This window comes from Methylocystis sp. MJC1, from assembly GCF_026427715.1.
GTDB lineage: Bacteria > Pseudomonadota > Alphaproteobacteria > Rhizobiales > Beijerinckiaceae > Methylocystis.
Window position 1 is genome coordinate 3622398 of sequence record NZ_CP107558.1, and the last position, 19521, is coordinate 3641918.

A 19521-nucleotide genomic window follows, 5' to 3' on the forward strand; every position below is an offset into this window, starting at 1 on the left:
ACGGGCGTCTTTCGACGCCCTATGGCGGGAGGGGAACGCTCACGAACAACGTTCTGCATGAAGGCCGCGCACTGCCCCCTCTCCCGCGAAGCGGGGGAGGGTTGGGGAGGGGGTCAACCTCCAAATTGGCGCGCCGCCTCGTCGATCCCCGCGTAAACGAGGTCCAGCTCCTCGCCCGTCACGCAATAAGGCGGCAGCGCATAGATCGTTGGCCCGAGCGGGCGCAGCAGCAATCCGCGCGCGTTGAAGAAGCGCATGAGGTCGAGGCTGATCGTGGCGAGATAGCCACTCTGCGCGACTTTCATATCGAGCGCCACGATCGTGCCGAGATGACGCACGGACGAAAAACGGGGGTCTTGCGCAAAGCGCGCGGCGCGTTCGGCCTGCATGGCGCAGAGATTTGCGACTCGCGCGCGCGCGTCGGTCTTTTCCCACACTTCTAAATTGGCCAGGGCGGCGGCGCAGCCGATCGGATTGGCGGTGTAGGAGCTCGAATGGAAAAAAGCGCGGGCGCGGTCCGGCGCATAATGCGCTTCGTAGATCTCGCGCTTGCACATGGTGACGGCGAGCGGCACGGCGCCGCCGGTGAGGCCCTTCGAATAGCAGGCGATGTCGGGCACGATGCCCGTCTGCTCGCAGGCGAAGAGCGTTCCCGTGCGGCCGAAGCCCGTCATCACTTCATCGGCGATGAAGAGCGTCCGGTATTTTTCGCAGATGCGCTTCATCTCGCGCAGCACTTGCGCGCTGTAAGTCAACATGCCGCCGGCGCCGAGGATCAGCGGCTCCACGATAAAGGCCGCGGCGCCCTCGCGACAAAACTTCTCCAGCGCGTCGAGCGTTTCCTGCTCGGCGCCTGCATGCGGAAAGGGCGCGCGCGCGACGTCGAAGAGCAAGGGCTCGTAGGACGCATTGAACACTGTCCGCGCGCCGGCCGACATGGTTCCAACCGTATCGCCGTGATAGGCGTACTCCAGCGCGATCACGCGCGCGCGCGTCTCGCCGCGATGGCGCCAATAGCCGAGCGCCATTTTGATCGCGACCTCGACCGACGTCGAGCCGCTGTCCGAATAGAAGACGTAATCGAGCCCGGGCTGCGCAATCTCGACGAGACGGCGCGCCAACGCTTCCGCAGGCTCGTGTGTGAAGCCCGCAAAGATGATCTGATCGAGCGTTTCCGTCTGCTTGCGGATCGCCGCCATGATCTCGGGGCGGCGATGCCCGTGGGTGATCACCCACCAGGACGAGATGGCGTCGAGAAAGCGCGTTCCGTCTTCCGCCGTCAGCCATGCGCCTTCGGCATGCGCGATCTTATAGGCGCCCGGCTGCAAGGCGTGTTGCGTGAACGGGCGCCAGACAGGCGAATCGGTGACGATGCTCATCTATTCGAAATCCGTTCGCGAGAAGGCGGCGTCGAAAGCAGTGCGTAGCGTTTCTTTCGACAAGACGGCAAGGCGCGGCAGGCGCCCGAGCGCCTTCACCTTGCCGATCCGCAAGATCGTCTCCTGTGCCTCCCGTTCTTCCTCGCCGACAAAAGCGACGCCATGAATGGCGATGGCGCGATGGCGCAGAACCTCGATGGTGAGGAGCGAATGATTGATCGCGCCGAGCCGCGTGCGCGCCACCAGTATGACGGGCAGGCGCCAGCGCGCCAAAACGTCGATCGTCAGTATCTCGTCCGTGAGCGGAACCATCACGCCGCCCGCCGTCTCGATGACGAGCGGACCCGCGACATCCGGCGGCGTGAGGCTTGCGGCGTCTATCTCTACCCCTTCAGCGCGTGCGGCGATATGCGGCGAGGCGGCCAGCCGCAAGCGCCAGGCCTCGGGAAGAATGCGCTCTCGCGGCGCGCCCGAGAGCCGCGCGACTGTTTGCGAGTCCGTCTCCTCGTCGAGCCCAGCTTGCACGGGCTTCCAATAAGACGCGCCGAGCGCCTGCACGAGCGCGGCCGAGAAGATCGTCTTGCCTACGCCCGTGTCCGTCCCGACGATCACGAAGCGGCGCGTCATGCCTTTGCCTTCGCGAGTTCTTCGGCGAGATCCGAGATCATTTTCGTGGTCTGCGCGTTGCTGGCGTTGAGCGTCAGCGACAGCCGCAGGCGCGCCGTCCCTTCCGGCACGGTCGGCGGGCGAATGGCGCGAATATCATAGCCGCGCATGCGCATCCGCGCCGCAAGCGACATCGCCAAAGCGTCGGCGCCGACGATGACAGGCTGCACCTGCGAGCCGGACGGCGCGACGCCGCACAGACGCTGCAACTCGCGGCCAGCAAGCGCAACGCGCGCGCGCAAAGCCGCGCGGCGGTCTTCCGCGCTTTCGACGATCGTCAAAGCGGCGCGCACGCAAGCTGCGACGAGCGGCGAGGGCGCGGTCGCGAAGATGAAATTGCGGCAGCGATTGACCAGAAAATCACGCAGCGGCGCGGCGAGACAGACGAGCGCGCCCGATGCGCCGAGCGCCTTGCCGCAGGTGTGAACCGAAATCACATTCTCCCGCCCCTCGAAAGCCGCAGCGAGGCCGCGGCCACCTGGGCCATAGACGCCGCTCGCATGGGCTTCGTCGATCAGCAGAAAGGCCTCATGGCGGTCCGCCAAGGCCATCAACTCCTTGAGCGGCGCAACGTCGCCATCCATGCTGTAGAGGCTTTCGACGGCGATCCAGGGACGCCCCCTGCCGCCTTTCGCGCGCCAGCCGATGATCGCGTAGCCGAGCGCGCCGACGTCATTATGCGCGAAAGCGGCGCAGGGCGCGCGGGAGAGCCGCATGCCGTCATGGGCGCTCGCGTGAATCAGCGCATCGTAGAAGATCATATCCTCGCGCTGGGGCAGCGTCGACAGCAGCGCTTCATTCGCCGAGAAGCCCGCCCCGAAGAACAGCGCGCTTTCCGCATGGAAGAAGCGCGCGGCCTCCGCCTCCAGCGCCTCGTGCTCCGGGTGATTGCCGCGCAACAGCCGCGAGCCGCCGGCGCCGACGGGAACGCCGCGCGCGATCGCAGCCGCCGCGGCGGCCGAGAGCTCACGCGATTCGGCAAGCCCCAGATAGTCGTTGGAGGCGAAATCGAGGCCGGCGCGCGGCGCGAGCGTCCGCAGCCGGTCGCGCGCGGCAAGGCCGGCAAGGTCCGCCTTGTAAGGCTCGAGCGTCTCCGCCACGTGTCGCTCCCTAATGTCGCGTGTTTGGTAAAGACTGGCGCCAAACGGGTCAATGGACCGCGAGCCTTCAGGCTCGCTTCAAGAATGCGGGCCTGAAGGCCCGCGTCCCAGGGGCGCCCCGGCTTGGGCGCGGGGTTGAAAATTCGGGCGCGTCTCGCGATGTTAGGGGCGCTCGGAGTCCCCATCATGCCCTCTCCCGACGCCCCGCCTGCCCGCGCGCCCTGGCCGCCGATCCTGATTACGCTTACGATTCTCGCCGGTCTCGCGCTCGACCGATTGAGCGGCGGCGCCGTTGCGGGGCTCGTCGCCTTCCCCGGCGCCCAATTCCTCGGCGGCGTCATTATCGTGCTTGCGCTCGCCAATGACATTTGGTGCGCCCAAGCCTTTGCGCGTCACAAGACGACCATCCTGCCGCACCGCGCCGCCGCGCATCTCGTCACCGACGGCCCGTTTCGCTGGTCGCGCAATCCCATTTACATTTCACATATCGCGGTCGTTCTGGGCGTCGGACTTCTCATCGGCTCGCCCTTCACCGTGCTTTTGACGCCGCTTCTCGCCTTCGGGCTGCAAAAGCTCGCCATCGAGCCCGAGGAGCGGCACCTCGCTGCAAAATTTGGAAACGACTACCGGGCTTATATGGCGCGCACGCGTCGCTGGCTTTGAAGGAGGAATAGTTGAGCGCCGAGGCCACACGGTTCGACTTCAACGTGCGCGGCATGACTTGCGCCTCCTGCGTCTCTCATGTCGAGAAGGCGCTTGCCGCCACGCCTGGCGTCGCCTCGGCGAGCGTCAATCTCGCCACCGAAAGCGCCGGTGTCGCGCTTGCGCGGGGCGCCGACCCGGCGGCGATCGCCAAATCGGTTGCCGACGCCGGTTACGAGCCGGTCATCGAGACGATCGAGCTCGGCGTCGGCGGCATGACCTGCGCCTCCTGCGTCGCCCATGTCGAAAAGGCGCTCAAAAGCGTTCCGGGCGTGTTGGAAGCGAGCGTCAATCTCGCCACGGAACGCGCGAGCGTGCGCGCCCTCTCCGGCCCCGGCCTCGCCGAGCGCCTGCGTCGCGCCATTACTGAGGCCGGCTACGAGCCGCGCCGCATCGAGACCGACGCCGGCGCGACCGACCGCGAACGCGCGAGGCGCGAGGCGGAGATGAAGACGCTGCGCTTCAATCTCATCCTCTCCGCCGCGCTGAGCGCGCCGCTGTTCATGGTCGAGATGGGCGGACATCTCGTCCCCGCCTTTCATCATTGGACGATGATGACGATCGGCGAGGAATTGGTGCGCCAATTCTCCTTCCTCCTCGCGACGCTCGTTCTCTTCGGGCCGGGCGCCGTCTTCTTCGTCAAAGGCGTTCCGGCGCTGCTGCGCGGAGCGCCGGATATGAACGCGCTCGTCGCGGTCGGCACGCTCAGCGCCTATCTCTATTCCTTCGTCGCGACCTTCCTGCCGCAGCTTCTGCCGGCCGGCGCGGTCTATGTCTATTACGAGGCCGCGACCGTCATCGTGACGCTGATCCTTTTCGGCCGTTTTCTCGAAGCGCGCGCCAAGGGCCGCACCTCGGAAGCCATTCGCGCCCTTGCAAAACTGCAGCCTAAGACGGCGCGCGTCGAACGCGACGGCGAGACAACGGACGTCGATATAGACGACGTGCGCGTCGGCGATATTGTGCTGGTGCGGCCGGGCGAGCGTATCCCGACCGACGGCGTGGTGACGGCGGGCGCTTCCTATGTCGACGAATCCATGGTGACGGGCGAGCCCGCGCCTGTCGCGAAAACGATCGGCGCCACTGTTACGGGCGCGACAGTGAATGGCTCCGGCGCCTTCTCCTTCCGCGCGACGCGAGTCGGCGCGGATACGGTCCTCGCCGGCATCATCCGCATGGTGGAGCAGGCGCAGGGCGCGAAGCTTCCCATTCAGGCGATGGTCGATCGCGTCACCGCCGTCTTCGTGCCGACGATCTTCGCAATCGCGGCGATCACCTTCGTCGTCTGGATGGCGATCGGCCCGGAGCCGCGGCTGACCTATGCGCTGGTCAGCGCCGTCGCCGTGCTCATCATCGCCTGCCCCTGCGCCATGGGCCTCGCAACGCCGGCCGCCATCATGACCGGCACCGGGCGCGCGGCGGAATTGGGCGTGCTGTTTCGAAAGGGCGAGGCGCTGCAAACTCTGCAGGAGGTGACGCTCATCGCCTTCGACAAGACCGGCACGCTCACCTTCGGCAAGCCGCGCCTCACCGATCTGATCCCGGCGCACGGCGAAGAAGATGCCGAGCTGCTGCGGCTTGCAGCGAGCGTCGAGGCGCAATCGGAGCATCCCGTCGGCGCGGCGATCGTCGCCGCCGCGAAGGATCGTGGACTTGCCGTGCCGCCGGCCGCGCAGTTCGAGTCCGTTTCGGGCATGGGCGTCGCCGCCCTTGTCGATAGCCGGAAGGTCGCCATCGGCGCCGCGCGCTATATGGCCTCGCTGGGCCTCGATACGACCGCCTTCGAGGGAGACGCGGCCGCCCTCTCCGACGAGGGCAAGACGCCTTTCTATCTTGCTGTGGATGGCAAGACACGGGCGATCCTCTGCGTCGCCGACGATTTGAAGCCCACCACCAAGCCCGCCATCGACGCGCTGCACGCCATCGGCGTCAAGACAGCCATGATCACCGGCGACGAGGCGCGCACGGCCAACGCCATCGCGCGGCGGCTCGGGATCGACGAAGTGGTTGCCGGCGTCATGCCCGACGGCAAGGTCGCGACGCTCGAACGGCTGCGCGAGAGGGAAAAAATCGCCTTCGTCGGCGACGGCGTGAACGACGCCCCGGCGCTCGCCGCCGCGGACGCTGGCATCGCTATCGGCACGGGCACGGATATCGCGATCGAAGCCGCCGACGTCGTGCTGATGTCGGGCGATCTCGCCAAAGTGCCTGCGGCGCTGGCAGTGTCGCGCGCGACGATGCGCAACATCAAGCAGAATCTCTTCTGGGCGTTCGGCTACAACGCGCTGCTCGTTCCTGTCGCGGCGGGCGCGCTCTATCCGGTGAATGGCGTGCAGCTCTCGCCCATGCTCGGCGCCGGCGCCATGGCGCTTTCCAGCGTCTTCGTGCTGACCAACGCGCTACGGCTGCGCCGCTTCAAGCCGCCGGTGATCGCCGAGACGCCTCCCCGTCATCGCGAGGAGCGTAGCGACGAAGCGACCCAGGAGCCTCATCACGGCTCTGGATTGCTTCGCTCGGCTCGCAATGACGAGGCGGCGGCTGCGCCCGTAAAACAGGATAACAAGGAGGAAAGAATGACGACTTTCAATGTGAAAGACATGACCTGCAACATGTGCGTCAAGCATGTCACCAAAGCGGTACAGGCGGTCGAGCCCGGCGCAGATGTGAAGGTCGATCTCGCCAGCGGCAGGGTCGACGTCTCTCCGACGCCGAAGGACCCGGAGGCGCTGGCGAAAGCCATCACGGACGCCGGCTATCCCGCGCAAATCGCGGCTTGACGGAGAGCGTGGCCGGACGGCGTCAGGGGCCGCCCGGCTCTCGCCCAGCGTCTAAAATCTTTACATGCCGCCCGCCATTGCGTTCGATATTTCGAACGAAATCGGATATTATGCCGTCCGACTCAGAAACAGGGAGCCGGCCGGGGCGGCGTGAACGCAATGGGCGTCGAAGGGAAAGAAAAACACAAGATTCTCGAAGCGGGCGCGCTGGCGCTCTCGGGTCAGCTCGGCGCCACCGTTCAGCGGCTACGCAAGGCCTATAATCTATCGCTCTCCGAATTATCGCTGCAATCGGGCGTCGCCAAGTCGATCATCAGCCAGATCGAGCGAAACGAGACGAACCCGACGCTCGCCACCATCTGGCGCCTCGCCCAGGCTCTCGACGTCTCGATCGAGCGCGTGCTCCAAACGACTGAAGACGAACCTTTCCTCGAAAAGACCAGCAAAGCCGACACGCCGATCCTCGTTTCCGACGACGGCAAGTGCCGGTTGGCGATCATCGGCTGGATCAAGACGGTCGAGTGGCTGCAAGCCTACGAGCTTTCCGCTGACCCAGGCGGCGCACTCGAATCGGACGCCCATCAGCGCGGCTCGGTCGAGAGTCTCTCGGTGCGCGAGGGCGAGCTGGAGGTAGAGGTCGCCGGCGTCAAGGAGACCGTGAAGGCTGGCGAGACGCTGCGCTATCGCTGCGACCGGCCGCATGTCATCCGCAACATCGGCAAGGCGCAGGCGCAGGCGACCATGGTGTGTATTTTGAAAGCCGCGGTGATGGAGTAGAGCGCGAAAAAACCAAAGCGCGACAACCCATCACCCCTCTCTCTGTCCGTTCAAAATCGCGACGATCCGCCGGCTCGCAGGGTCGACGACGGCGATGCGCTGGCCAGCGACAATGAACCGGTAGCCGCGCAGTCCGGCCTCGTGCGCGATCAGTCTGCGCGGGAAAATCGCCAGATGGACGGCGCGAGGAACAAGGGCCCCAGGGGCGACAGGAAAAGACGCGTTCTTGACGCGCGCCGATCTCCAATCGCCGACGGTCGAAAAAATCTCCCGCTCCCGCTCGGGAGAAAGTCCTAGGGACGGTTGGGCGTCGTTTGACGCCTCTTGGTTGTTCCTGTCTCCTGCGAGCTGACTCGCTCCTGCTTGGGACGCGGTCCCCTGCTCCGTTTTCGCAACGCCTGTCGCTGGCCTTTCCCCCTGCATTTCCCTGAAACTTGCGAGTGGCGGGGCCGACTCCTCCACTCTCTGGCGATCGAGCTCCGCCATCTGAAGCGACGACGCGGCGGGGGAATTCCGAGTGAGTTTAGGCGACACGAAGCTCACTAAGAACGCCGCCACGGCAAGGGCGCAGAGCTGGGCGGCGACAACGCCGAATTGCAGGACTGGCCCCTGACGGTCCCTAGCTATCGGCTCGGGCGCGGAAAGTTCTTCAACGAGCGCCTGACGCTCCTCCGCCGCGCGCTTCGCTGTTTTCTCGACCTCCGCCGCCGCTGCGGCAAAAGCAATCAGCGAGTCTCTCGACGCTTGCTTTCCTGCGTCCACAATGCGGCCATCGAAGGTCAGATTATCATTTATCGAGCGCAAGCAGATTCGCCGGCGCATGAGATCCCGGATCACGTCGGATATTTCCGTGTAGCTTTCGCCGAGGCTGCCTATTGCGCTGACGACAAGCGTATCACCCGCTTTGAGCTTGTCGTGGACAGGCAGGCGCCCGCGATCCGCGTCGTCCGCGCCCCGCTCCGTAAACGCCTCGTCGATTGCGAGGCCCACGGCTTCAGCGCGGCGCCATTGCGTCGCAAGCGCTTGCCGAGATCGGGATGAAGGCGCCTCATAAAGGTAGGTGGTCACATCCGGGCCCATGCGCATCCGAAAGCAAGACACATATTGTGCTGCTCTGAGCGTTTGGCAGGTCCGGTGTATTGCTTATTGAGACGAGCCCGAGCTGAACCGGCGGCAAGAGGGCCCGCGAAAGGCGCCTTTGCTCAAGACGCCTCGCAGGCCGCCTGCGGCCCTTGCGGGATCTGGGTTAGGACGAAAGCCCGCCCATATGCTTCTGGCTGTAGAGCTGCACGCCGAGCTGCTTGATCAGCTCCTGCTGCGTTTCGAGGAAGTCGATATGCTCTTCCTCGCTCTTGATGATGCTCTCGAAGAGCTCCATCGACACGCGGTCATCCACGGAGTCGCAATAAACAGCAGCCTCGATATAGAGCTTCCGGGCGTCCGTTTCGGTGGCGAGATCGGCGGCGATGATCTCCTCGACGGTCTGCCCGATGCGCAGCGGATCGAGCACCTGCATGTTGGGGAAGCCTTCGAGGAAGAGGATGCGCTTGGTGAACCAATCGGCGTGAAGCATCTCCTCGATCGATTCCTTACGCCATTTCTCGGCCAGCTCCTTGAAGCCCCAATTGTCGAAAATGCGATAATGTAGCCAGTACTGGTTGACTGCCGTCAGCTCGGCGCGAAGCCCGCGATTGAGATATTCGATAACCTTCGCGTCGCCGCGCATGAGCAATCCCTTTCCATAGCTTAAAACTCACGCCGCCAAACCATCGGCGCGACAGCTGTCACAATCGCCTGTTCCGCCGCATTCGTCCAGTCTTGCCGCAGCATGCTGATCGACGATCGCGACGATGCTGCGAACACAGCGTCCGCATTTGGCCTCGCAGCCCATGTTGCGGAACACCGCCCCCACAGAGGGGCGATCGGCGCGCGCGCTCAACGATTCACGCACATCACGGTCAGAGAGGACGTTGCAGGAGCAGACGATCATGGCTTCGCCTAGTTTGGAAAGATTGCAAACTACCTTTTACTTCAGTAGCTTACAAAGCTCTCCCAGTTTTGCAACCCGTCACTGTCAGTTTCCCGACATCGCGTTGGCGGACACCTTAGAAGTCGCAATCGACGTGCCGCCGACTCGAAATTTGGAACTCTTCCACGCTGGGCAAAGGGGTCGCAAAAAAAGCCGCGACGAAAGCGTCGCGGCCTGTCTGTGCGTTTCTTTCAGAAAAGCCTGACCTGCTTAGTAGCCCGGCCCCCAAGGACGCGGATGCGGGCCGTAGATCGGGGGACGCGGACGCGGCCCATAGCCATACACGGGAGGGCGCGGGCGCGGCCCATAGCCATAGACCACCGGAGGACGCGGACGCGGGCGCCAGCCATAACCATAGCCCGGTCCGCCGGGGCGGCAGCCGTAAGGCCCACACCAAGCCTTTTCGACCTTTGGCCCGCCGCCGACGGCGACGCCAGGGTCCAGGCCCGGCATGGCCTGAGCCGACGAAAGGCCGAAGGCCAGCCCGCCGGCGATGGCCAGTCCAGCGAGCGTTTTGACGGTAACCAATTTCATGAGGCATTCTCCTGGAGCCAAATGGGCGCCCTGCTCAGCTAAGGTGGAAGAGAGTGGCGCAGCCGTCTTGAACTAAGCATTAAGCCCCCGCTCAGCAAGGATTCAGAAAGGCGCTCCATGCGGCGATTCATCGGCGCGATCGACCAGGGCACGACCAGCACGCGCTTCACGGTCATCGACGAGGCGGGCGAAATCCTCGCCTTCGACCAACGCGAGCATGCGCAGGTCTATCCCCGCCGGGGCTGGGTGGAGCACGACGCGGCTGAGATTCTCGCCAACACCTATCTCTCGATCGAAGGGGCGCTGGGAAAGGCGGGGCTCGCGCCCAACGACCTCGCCGCCGTCGGCGTAACCAATCAGCGCGAGACCTGTCTGTTGTGGGACCGCGCGACCGGCGCGCCGCTGCATCATGCGCTGGTCTGGATGGACACGCGCACGCAGCCGCTCGTCGATAAATATTCGGCGCAGGACGTCGGCGATCTCGTGCGGATGAAGACCGGCCTACCGCTCGCGACCTATTTCTCGGCGTTGAAGCTCGTGTGGCTCCTGGAGAATGTCCCCGGCGCGCGCGCAAAGGCCGAGCGCGGCGACGCGCTCTTCGGGACGATGGACAGCTGGCTCATGTGGAGCCTGACCGGCCGTCACATCACCGACGCCACAAACGCGGCGCGCACGCAGCTCATAAATCTCTCGACCCTGCAATGGGACGAGGAGCTGCTCGCGCTTTTCGGCGTCCCGCGCGTCTGCCTGCCGCAGATATGCTCGTCGAGCGAAGTTTATGGCGAATGCGCGGGGCCGCTCGCGGGCGTTCCGCTTGCGGGGGCGCTGGGAGACCAGCACGCCGCGCTTCTGGGTCAGGCCTGCATCGAACCGGGCGACGCCAAGAACACCTATGGCACTGGCTGCTTCCTGCTGATGAACACGGGCGAGACGCCGCATGTTTCGACCGCCGGCCTCCTGACGACGCTCGCCTATAAGCTCGGCGACGCGAAGCCGGTCTATGCGCTGGAAGGCTCGATCGCCATCGCAGGCGCCCTGGTGCAATGGCTGCGCGACAATCTCGGCCTCATCGAGAAAAGCCCCGAGATCGAGGCGCTGGCGAAAACGGTTCCCGACAATGGCGACGTCTATTTCGTGCCGGCCTTCTCCGGCCTTTACGCGCCGCGCTGGCGCGGCGACGCGCGCGGCGTCATCGCGGGGCTCACGCGCTTTTCCAACAAGGGCCATATCGCCCGCGCCGCGCTGGAGGCGGCCGCCTATCAGACGCGCGAGGTGCTTGCCGCGATGGCGGCGGATTCCGGCGTGGCGATCGGGGAGCTGAAGGTCGATGGCGGCATGGCGGCGAATGATCTGCTGATGCAGTTTCAGGCCGACATTCTCGACGCCCCGGTGGTGCGCCCCCGCCATTTGGAGACGACCTCGCTCGGCGCGGCCTATGCGGCCGGCCTCGCCGTCGGCGTGTTCAAGAACGTCGAAGATATTGCCGCCCATTGGCGCGCCTCGCAGCGCTTCGAGCCGGCGATGGCGGCGGAAGAACGGGCGCGGCTCATCGCCTCATGGGAGAAGGCGGTGGAGCGCTCGCTCGGTTGGGCGGTCTAATGACAGGGGCGGCGCTTCAGTCGAAATCCACCGTCAGCCCGTGCTTGGCGAGCTCCTTCTCGACCGCGTCGAGAATCCTCTGCAAATCGTCGATCGGAATTTCCTTGTCCTGATCGGGGGCATCCCAAGTATCGATCTCATCGAGACGCACGACGAAGTCCGTCTCCTCGCCGGACTCGGCGTCGGGCGCCTCCGCGTGGATCGTCAGCGTGCGCCCATCCTGATGGACGCGAATCGCGCCCTCCGTCATCTCGACCTTGATCTTCGCCCGCGCCATCGGCCGCGCCCCTGCTAATCATCGAGAAGCCCAGCCGCGACGGCGGCCTTGCGCATGAGCGTGGGCAAGCCTTCCTTACCTAGATTGCGCCGCGCCGCCCAGCGGCAATCGGAGTCCAACCGAAGCGGCGCCTTGGTTTGCGCCACGAAAACAGTAGCCCTCAGCGCGAAATGTGTGAAGACATGGGCGACTGGCTCGGCAAGCGCGCGCCAATCGGCCGGGCATGGCGCGAAATCGAGCCACTCCTGCGGGCCGACGTCCCGGGTTAAGGGCGTCGAAGGAAAGGCGCTCATGCCGCCAAAAAGGCCTTTGGGCGGGCGGCGCATCAGCAGCGTCTCCTCCCCCCGCCTCAGAACGAAAATGGCCCCGCGCCGCCTCGGCTTTTCTGCCTTCTTCTCCTTGACGGGGTAATCCTCCTGCGCGCCCGCGCGACGGGCGGCGCAATTTCCCGCCCATGGGCAGAGGCCGCACAAAGGCCCGCGCGGCGTGCAGACCGTGGCGCCGAGATCCATCAGCGCCTGGGCAAAATCGCCCGCGCGGGCAGTAGGGAGAAGCCCCTCGGTCTTTTGCCTGATGAGGGGTTTTGCCTGGCGGGCGGGAGTCTCGATTGCATAAAGCCGCGTGATCACCCGCTCGACATTGCCGTCGATGGCGGCGCAAGGGGCGTCGAAGGCGATGGCGGCGACGGCCGCCGCTGTATAGGGACCAACCCCCGGCAGATCCAGAAGCTCCGCTTCGCTCGCCGGAAACCGCCCGCCATATTCGCACGCGACCGTCCCAGCGCAGGCGTGGAGATTGCGGGCGCGGGCGTAATAGCCGAGCCCTGCCCAGGCCGCGAGCACATCCTCCAGCGGCGCCTCGGCCAGGGCGTCCACGGTCGGCCAGCGCGCCAGAAATTTTTGAAAATAGCCTTTCACGGTCGTTACCGTGGTCTGCTGCAACATAATTTCCGACAGCCAGACGGCGTAAGGGTCCGCCCGCCTTCCCGGCGGCGCGCGCCACGGCAGATCGCGGCGATGGGCGTCATACCAGGCGAGGAGCGTTTCGGCCGGCGCCGCGCCCTCAGGCCGCTTTCGCCGTTTGGCTGGAGGCTTTATCATCAAAGAGAGCCATTGGCGCCGCCGCCGCGCCGAAGCAAGGGAGAAGGCCGCATGAGCGTCGCGCCGCGCAGGAAAGGCGTCTTCGCCCGCCCGCTCGCCGAATATGTGCTCAAGCAGGTCGACCCGCTCGTGGCCAAAAAGGGCTTCGGCGAGGCGTCGCTCCTCATGCAATGGCGCGAGATCGTCGGCGCCCGCATCGCCGACATATGCGCGCCCGAGCGCCTGCAATGGCCGGCTCGCGGCCGCAAGCCCTCCCCTGACAAGGCGCAAGAGCCGGCGACGCTCATTCTGCGCGTCGAGCCGGGGTTCGGCCTCGAGATCCAGCATATGGCGCCGGCCATCGTCGACAGGGTCAACGCCCATCTCGGCTGGCGTTGCGTCTCGAAAGTGACGCTGCGGCAGCAGGCGCTGGCGCAACGGGCGGAAAAAAACCGCCCCAGGATCGCGCCCGTGGACCCTGCCGCTCGGGCGCGAGCAGTCGAGGCCTCAGAAGGGGTGGCCGAAGAATCGCTTCGGGCGGCGCTGGTGAAGCTCGGAGAAAGGGCGCTCGCGCCGCGCCGCATCGGCTAACCGCCTGGCCTTACGGTCAATTACGCGATCTGGCTGCAGGAGCGCTTGCAATCCCCGCCGTGAGCGAATAGGTTCGCGCCGCTTCGGGCCGCCATAGCTCAGTTGGTTAGAGCACCAGATTGTGGATCTGGGGGTCCCCCGTTCGAGCCGGGGTGGCGGTACCATCACAAAAACAAGAAATTATGCGTAGATTAATGGTCCGCTGAACGGTAAAGCTTGGGTCTCGGTAAGCGGACGGTAAGCAGAAATCGGAAATTCGGCGGAAGCGTCGGCAATTAATTAAACCCCCGTGATGCGCTCGCACGGCCGCTCGGCACCACTCAACGGCGCGGCTCCGGCTTCACCACAACACTCGCGGCGGCTGGCCTGCCTTCGCCCTCAGCGCCTCGTAAAGCTCCGCTGGCCCGAGCAGCACGTCCTTCAGATCCTCACGAACCCGAACCGACTCGAGCGCCTGGTTGCTCATGGTATTGTGCGCCGCAAGAGCGTCCATGATCGCGCTCATGATTTCCGAGGAGAGCGTCGGCGAGTTATCCGAGGTCCTGGCGCCGTGGGCTCGCGGGACAGCGCGATTAGCAGGCCGTTGAAAAACCGCCCCGCGTCGCTTTGAGAGCAGCCTCGTCGTCGCTGTCGTAGTCGAATTCGACCTTAATGGAGCCGTCTTCGAGCAACTCGGCGTTTCCTCCGCCGGAAACTTCATCCATCTCGTCGAAGCCGATCCACGTGAAGGCGATCGATGTGGGACCGTATTCAATATCGAGGGTCGCCTGCATGGCGCCGATGACGATTGCCGCGGGGCCGCACAGGTCGAGATAGTCCCGATCCCAAATGTCGGCCTCGACGATCCGCCAGCGACCGACGATCTTGCAGTTGGCGGGCGCGCTCACGCCGGCGCCGCCATCAGCTTCGGCAGTCTCACCAGGTTGTAAGCGACCGCGGCGAAGGTGAAGGCCCAGCCGACCCGCTCGCAGCCCCTGAACTTGGTCTGCTCTTGCCCGGCGACGGTCTTGATCCAGCCGAAGCCTTCCTCGATCTTCTTGCGGATGCGCTGGCTGACGGCGTAGCCCGCGTGCCGCGTCGTGCGCGCATCGATCGCCGAGGCGCGTCCGCTGGTATTTTGCGCGACATGCGGCGTCACCTTCATTGCGCGCAGCTCATTGACAAAATCCTCAGCATCATAGGCCTTGTCGGCGCCAAGCGTGATCGTCTGCGACCGATCCGCGTGCGGCTCGATCATGTGCAGCGCCGCCATGCGCTCGGCGTGGCCGTCTGCCGGCGTCAGGCAGGCGTCGACGAAGAGCGCGTGACGATTTTCCATCAGAGCATGGCCGATGAAGCAGAGCTTGGCTTCCTTGCCGCGCCCTTTGCGATAGAGGCGCGCTTCTGGATCTGTCGTCGAGGCATGCGTTTCATTCGAACGCTTCTCGCCGTGGAAATCCGCTTCTTTGTTGCGCCCGCCGCCTTCGCTGGGCGGTTCGTCCACCCCATTCTTGGGCTTGAAGCTCTTCATCGACGCCCAGGCTTGGATCAACGTGCCGTCGACCGAAAAGTGGTCCGTGCTCAAGAGCCTCTTCACGCGCGGCTGCTCGAGCGTCGCATTCAAGAACTTCACTGCGATGTCGCCCGCGAGCAGCCGGTCGCGGTTCTTCGAGAAAACTGAATGATCCCAAACAGGATCGTCAACGCCAAGACCCACGAACCAGCGGAACAGCAGGTCGAACTCCAGCCGCTCCATCAACTGGCGTTCCGAGCGGATCGAATAAAAGGCTTGAAGCAGCATCGCTCGCAGCAGCTTCTCGGGCGGGATCGACGGCCGACCCATCGGGGAATAGAGCGCGGAGAACTCTTTCTCGAGCGAAGACAGGGCTTCGTTCACAAGTTCCCTGATTGCCCGCAGGGGATGGCTCTTTCCCACTCGCGCCTCAAGATCGACATAGCTGAAAAGCGCCCCGGATCGTGCGTCCCCGCCCCGCATGACTCTTCGTCTCCCGTGCTGCCAAGGGAGTGAATCATGCCAAGATTCCGAGCGCCAGAGACTTTTTCAACAGCCTGTTAGACTGTCCATCATCTCGGGCTTGTCCTCGGCGGCCGTCCCGCCGCGAGCTTTGCTCGCGGATTAATGCTACCCGTTAGCAACGACACCTTGCCGGCGTCCCTAAAAAGGGGTAATCGCCCATCCAACGCAACGACGATTTCGCTCGATATTCGCCCTATGCGAATCCATTCAGATCGAATATATGAAACAAAATCAATGAGTTCTGCGATTAAAGCCGCCTCCGAACTGAAACACAAATTCCCGCAGCGAGATCGTGGCGTTTTATGCAGCTTCTGCTTGGAAGTAAAAAACCGATACCCGCAAGGCTATCTATAGGTTTACATCTGCAACGAGCGCAGCTTCGATAGGAGAACAGGCCAAAATGAGTGACGCTGTTTTTGAATATATGGGCTACAAAATCCCAATTCATCTCGTCAACTTAACGGGCGCAGGACCTGAGACGTTCGATACGATTGCCCGACACCATTTCCAGACACTGAATGACGTCGTCGGCATCGCTCCAGATCACACTGTTCTAGAAATCGGTTGCGGTATAGGAAGAGATGCCATGCAACTGACAAACATTATAACCGAGGGCACCTACATCGGAGTTGATATCATAAAGCCTTCTATTGACTGGTGCACGAACAACATCAGCAGAGCTTATAGCAATTTCAGGTTTTTCCATTTAGACATTCAAGACCACTTGCATAATCCAAATGGAACCCTCTCTACGCGCGACTGTAAAGTCCCCGCGAAAGACAACTCTGTTGATAGAATTATATTATGGTCTGTTTTTACGCACATGCTTGCTGACGATATTGCGCATTACATGCGTGAATTCAAGAGAGTTCTTAAATCTGACGGGTTAGTCTATGCTACATGCTTTGTCGTAAATGATGACATCATCGACGCTGCACGGCGCACGAATCTGACGATCTATGGCTTGACGTTTGAGCATCTCTACGAACAGGGGTGTTTCGTTCAGGACTTGGAAAGGCCTGCCGCAGCCGTTGCCTTTACTGAAGAAGCTATCTACAAAATCTCTCGAGCTGGCGGCCTCGAACTCGCGCAACCGATCATATTCGGCGCTTGGTCTGGCCATCACCGGTCTCCATACGGACAAGATGCTATGGTCCTCCAGAAGCGCGCTATTCGTTAAAGAGCATCCTGATCGCCTTGGTCAAGGCGGACCGATTAGAAAGTGTTCCAGAGTGAGCGGAAGACGATAGCAAAACTCCGCAGAACGAGCAGAGGTTGGTTTCATAACAAGGATTGATGATGATGTTGACGAATATTTTTAACATTATTGGTGGTCCAAAAAAGGAGCAGCTGGCTAATTTCGACCCCTCGTTCTACTCGATCTATTATCCAGACTTGGCAAGCCTCAAATCGGAAAGAACGCTGAGAAGGCATTACGTTATTTTTGGCGTCAATGAAGGACGCTTGAAAAATCAAGAAGAAGCGATGAATTTTTACGAGGCGAAGTTTGGCGTCGCCTTGCCGGAAGATTTCGATCTTGCGGCCTATCGTTCCTTCAATAAAGATCTTGCCAGCCAATTTACTCAGGACTGGCAATTCAAGTTGCACTACATTCAATATGGACGAAGAGAGCGCCGCAAATTCAAGCTGGATGGCGCGACACGATATGTTCATTCCTACGAACTTCTTGCACCGGACGGCTCAGTGCCGGCGCGCCGGCCGACCGATGAAACGGATTTCGCTTTGGAGATCCCTTTCCGCTTCGAGGCGCAGGTCTCGCAATCGCGCCCCATCGCCGCTTTTGTTCATTGTTTTTATCCAGATGTCTTGCCTCTGATTTTACAAAGACTGGAAAACATTCCGGGCGGCGTGGATCTTTATTTGTCAACCAACGTCGAGGAAAAAAAAGCAGAAGTCGAGGAACTGACGGCCTCCTGGCGCAAGGGCCGAGTGGAAATCCGGATTTTCCCAAATCGCGGACGCGACATCGCGCCGAAATTCGTCGGCTTCAAGGATGTCTATTCGCGTCACGACCTGTTCGTGCATCTACATACGAAGAAGTCGCCCCACGCTGGAGACATTCTGAGCGGATGGCGCGATTATCTTCTCGATAATCTTCTCGGATCGCCGGAAATCGTTCGTTCAAACCTCAGCCTTTTCGACGATCCTAAAATAGGTGTTGTCTTCCCTCAGCATTTTTTCAATGTGCGATCTATGCTGAATTGGGGCTTTGACTACGACATGGCGCGTGCGCTTGTCGCGCCTATGGGCGTCAGCTTGAACAAGAATCTCACGCTCGAATTCCCCTCCGGATCGATGTTCTGGGGCAGGACCGACGCCCTGAACCCCTTGCTCGAGTCAAAACTCCAGTTCTCGGACTTTCCGGAGGAGACCGGTCAAATCGATGGCACGATCGCGCATGCGATCGAACGCTCGTTGCTTATGATCGTGGAGTCGAGAGGCTATGAGTGGTTGAAGGTTGTGCAGCGCGATCTTTATCCGCTCGCCCAAACCATATTGTCGGTCGCCGGGCCCGACGACATTGCAAAGCACCGCTCACGTGTTTTTCAGCCATGCCTGTCCCGCGCCGACGCCATATCATGCACCGAGCGTCTCGGCATGCCTGAAACAAAACCGCTTCTATCCTACCCGTCCCGAAACGAGCGGCCGCGCATAAATATTCTCGTCCCGTCGGTGAATCCGGCGGAAATTTATGGTGGCATTTCCACCGCCTTGAAGCTGTTCGACCTGATTTCCGCCGCGTTAGGAGAGTCCTTCGACCGCCGCATCATCGTGACAGACAGCCGCATTTCGCCCGAAGCCTATGAAATCCACAGCGCCTATAGCCCGGTGCCCTTTTTCCAGTCGCTGGACGCCGAGCCGATGCAGATCGTCGACGGAACCGATCGCGCCGTTGGGCGGCTCAATCTACGCGCTGGCGATATTTTCCTCGCCACGGCCTGGTGGACCGCCCGCCACGCCGTTGAGTTTGGACGCGACCAAAAGCGTTATTTTCGGAAGAAGCCAGCTTTTATTTATTTCATTCAGGACGACGAGCCGTATTTTTATGGCTGGAGCTCCAAATGGGCACTCGCGGAATCGACCTATCATCTTCCCGGTGAGACTATCGCCGTCATCAATTCGGAAGAGCTCTATTCGGATATGACGAAGAGATACAGGTTCAAATCGGTGTTTTGCTATCCGTATAAGATGAACGCCAATATTTCGAATGCGCTGAAGAACCACCCGAGAGAGCGCATAATCCTCGTTTATGCGCGGCCTCATGCCACCCGCAACGCTTTCGAGCTGATCTGCGAATCCCTGCAGGAGTGGCAACAGCGCGAACCGATGCGCGCGCGGCATTGGCGTATCATTTGCCTTGGCCAGCAATTTGATGAGGAAATGACCTATCCCGTTCAGAATGTCTCCGTAGTCGGAAAGGTGAGCCTTGAGGAATATGCGGATTATCTGAGCCGCGCCTCGGTCGGCGTTTCCCTGATGCTGTCGCCGCATCCCAGCTATCCGCCGCTGGAGATGGCGGAGGCGGGCGTGACGACGATCACCAACCGCTATGGCGGAAAGGATCTTCGGCAGCGCTTCCCGGAAATTATTTCTCTCGACTATCTCGAGCCGATGTCGCTAGCGGACGCGATCGAAACTGCCGTGGGGCAGGCGGAGCGAAACATCGGCAGGATCGTGCCGCGCCGGACTCCCAAACAGCCTTTCTGGCGAAAGCCGCCGCCGCTCGACGTCGGTCGGATCGCCAGCGCCGTGCGCGCTGAATTGGGGGATGGCCGCGGACGGAAGACACTGCTTTTCTGGTGATGTCAATCTAATGGCTTGGCGAGGTGCTTGAGCGAGGCGGAGCACTGCGGATCGTGTTGTTGATTGTTGACAGCGCAGGGGATGTGGCAGTTGGACTGCGCAACCTGAATTGATTTGAAGTTGTGCGCCCTTGCCTGTGCGGCCGCATCACATGTTCAATCGAAGAGCA

At 62.4% G+C, this 19521-nt stretch carries 19 protein-coding genes and 1 tRNA gene; 8 read left to right on the top strand and 12 right to left on the bottom strand.

The annotated features are described in order from the left end of the window. Positions 1-113: 113 nt before the first annotated feature. Genes OGR47_RS17380 through OGR47_RS17390 form a run of 3 tightly spaced genes read right to left on the bottom strand, consistent with a single transcriptional unit; the run spans position 114 to position 3145 of the window. On the bottom strand, positions 114-1379 hold the full coding sequence (locus OGR47_RS17380; protein ID WP_165052082.1) for an adenosylmethionine--8-amino-7-oxononanoate transaminase: 1266 nt from the start codon (positions 1377-1379) through the stop codon (positions 114-116). Beyond that, the gene (gene bioD, locus OGR47_RS17385; protein ID WP_165052080.1) at positions 1380-2006 is read right to left on the bottom strand and encodes a dethiobiotin synthase; all 627 of its coding nucleotides are present in this window, start codon (positions 2004-2006) and stop codon (positions 1380-1382) included. Then, entirely contained in the window at positions 2003-3145 is a 1143-nt protein-coding gene (locus OGR47_RS17390) for an 8-amino-7-oxononanoate synthase (protein ID WP_165052076.1), read from the bottom strand. Before OGR47_RS17390 ends, bioD begins: the two co-directional genes overlap by 4 nt. A 186-nt stretch (positions 3146-3331) precedes the next feature. Here OGR47_RS17390 and OGR47_RS17395 point away from each other — a divergent pair, with 186 nt between their 5' ends. The 3 genes from OGR47_RS17395 to OGR47_RS17405 all read left to right on the top strand — a co-directional run bounded on the left by OGR47_RS17395 (position 3332) and on the right by OGR47_RS17405 (position 7401). After that, the gene (locus tag OGR47_RS17395; RefSeq protein ID WP_165052074.1) at positions 3332-3808 is read left to right on the top strand and encodes a methyltransferase family protein; all 477 of its coding nucleotides are present in this window, start codon (positions 3332-3334) and stop codon (positions 3806-3808) included. Between the two features lie 53 nt (positions 3809-3861). Then, positions 3862-6624, top strand: coding sequence for a heavy metal translocating P-type ATPase (locus OGR47_RS17400; RefSeq protein ID WP_165052377.1), 2763 nt, complete (start codon positions 3862-3864; stop codon positions 6622-6624). Between the two features lie 159 nt (positions 6625-6783). Then, positions 6784-7401: a helix-turn-helix domain-containing protein gene (locus tag OGR47_RS17405; protein ID WP_165052375.1), complete on the top strand. Its 618-nt coding sequence runs from the start codon at positions 6784-6786 to the stop codon at positions 7399-7401. Positions 7402-7431: 30 nt separating this feature from the next. Here OGR47_RS17405 and OGR47_RS17410 read toward each other — a convergent pair whose 3' ends face one another. The 4 genes from OGR47_RS17410 to OGR47_RS17425 form a co-directional block, all read right to left on the bottom strand. Continuing rightward, entirely contained in the window at positions 7432-8469 is a 1038-nt protein-coding gene (locus OGR47_RS17410; protein ID WP_165052072.1) for a DUF1236 domain-containing protein, read from the bottom strand. Between the two features lie 178 nt (positions 8470-8647). Continuing rightward, on the bottom strand, positions 8648-9127 hold the full coding sequence (gene bfr / locus OGR47_RS17415; protein ID WP_165052070.1) for a bacterioferritin: 480 nt from the start codon (positions 9125-9127) through the stop codon (positions 8648-8650). A 27-nt stretch (positions 9128-9154) separates the two neighbouring features. Further along, complete coding sequence (locus OGR47_RS17420) at positions 9155-9391, bottom strand: (2Fe-2S)-binding protein (RefSeq protein WP_165052068.1); 237 nt, start codon at positions 9389-9391, stop codon at positions 9155-9157. A gap of 249 nt (positions 9392-9640) precedes the next feature. Further along, positions 9641-9964, bottom strand: a complete 324-nt coding sequence (locus tag OGR47_RS17425; protein ID WP_165052065.1) for a hypothetical protein — start codon at positions 9962-9964, stop codon at positions 9641-9643. Positions 9965-10081: 117 nt separating this feature from the next. Here OGR47_RS17425 and glpK point away from each other — a divergent pair, with 117 nt between their 5' ends. After that, the gene (gene glpK, locus OGR47_RS17430) at positions 10082-11563 is read left to right on the top strand and encodes a glycerol kinase GlpK (protein ID WP_165052063.1); all 1482 of its coding nucleotides are present in this window, start codon (positions 10082-10084) and stop codon (positions 11561-11563) included. Between the two features lie 16 nt (positions 11564-11579). Here the strand turns inward: glpK and OGR47_RS17435 are convergent, their stop codons facing one another. Further along, positions 11580-11840, bottom strand: coding sequence for an Imm74 family immunity protein (locus tag OGR47_RS17435; RefSeq protein WP_165052061.1), 261 nt, complete (start codon positions 11838-11840; stop codon positions 11580-11582). Between the two features lie 14 nt (positions 11841-11854). Next, positions 11855-12940 (bottom strand): A/G-specific adenine glycosylase, encoded by a 1086-nt coding sequence (mutY, locus tag OGR47_RS17440; RefSeq protein WP_165052059.1) that lies wholly within the window; start codon positions 12938-12940, stop codon positions 11855-11857. Between the two features lie 51 nt (positions 12941-12991). Here mutY and OGR47_RS17445 point away from each other — a divergent pair, with 51 nt between their 5' ends. Together OGR47_RS17445 and OGR47_RS17450 are read left to right on the top strand one after the other, a co-directional pair. Continuing rightward, on the top strand, positions 12992-13510 hold the full coding sequence (locus OGR47_RS17445) for a DUF721 domain-containing protein (protein ID WP_165052055.1): 519 nt from the start codon (positions 12992-12994) through the stop codon (positions 13508-13510). A gap of 87 nt (positions 13511-13597) precedes the next feature. Beyond that, positions 13598-13674: transfer RNA gene (locus tag OGR47_RS17450), tRNA-His, on the top strand. A gap of 176 nt (positions 13675-13850) precedes the next feature. On the opposite strand, the gene OGR47_RS17455 is transcribed toward OGR47_RS17450, so the two are convergent. From OGR47_RS17455 to OGR47_RS17465, 3 genes are all read right to left on the bottom strand, one after another. Next, positions 13851-14015: a hypothetical protein gene (locus OGR47_RS17455; protein ID WP_206527444.1), complete on the bottom strand. Its 165-nt coding sequence runs from the start codon at positions 14013-14015 to the stop codon at positions 13851-13853. Positions 14016-14082: 67 nt separating this feature from the next. Beyond that, entirely contained in the window at positions 14083-14397 is a 315-nt protein-coding gene (locus OGR47_RS17460; protein WP_165056375.1) for a hypothetical protein, read from the bottom strand. Continuing rightward, the gene (locus tag OGR47_RS17465) at positions 14394-15485 is read right to left on the bottom strand and encodes an IS5 family transposase (protein WP_165056373.1); all 1092 of its coding nucleotides are present in this window, start codon (positions 15483-15485) and stop codon (positions 14394-14396) included. Before OGR47_RS17465 ends, OGR47_RS17460 begins: the two co-directional genes overlap by 4 nt. A gap of 442 nt (positions 15486-15927) precedes the next feature. Between OGR47_RS17465 and OGR47_RS17470 the strand changes: the two genes are divergently transcribed. Beyond that, positions 15928-16707 carry a class I SAM-dependent methyltransferase gene (locus OGR47_RS17470; RefSeq protein WP_165054266.1) on the top strand — a complete coding sequence of 260 codons (780 nt, stop codon included), beginning with the start codon at positions 15928-15930 and terminating at the stop codon, positions 16705-16707. A gap of 116 nt (positions 16708-16823) precedes the next feature. Continuing rightward, the gene (locus OGR47_RS17475) at positions 16824-19352 is read left to right on the top strand and encodes a rhamnan synthesis F family protein (protein ID WP_267270098.1); all 2529 of its coding nucleotides are present in this window, start codon (positions 16824-16826) and stop codon (positions 19350-19352) included. Positions 19353-19521: the final 169 nt, after the last annotated feature.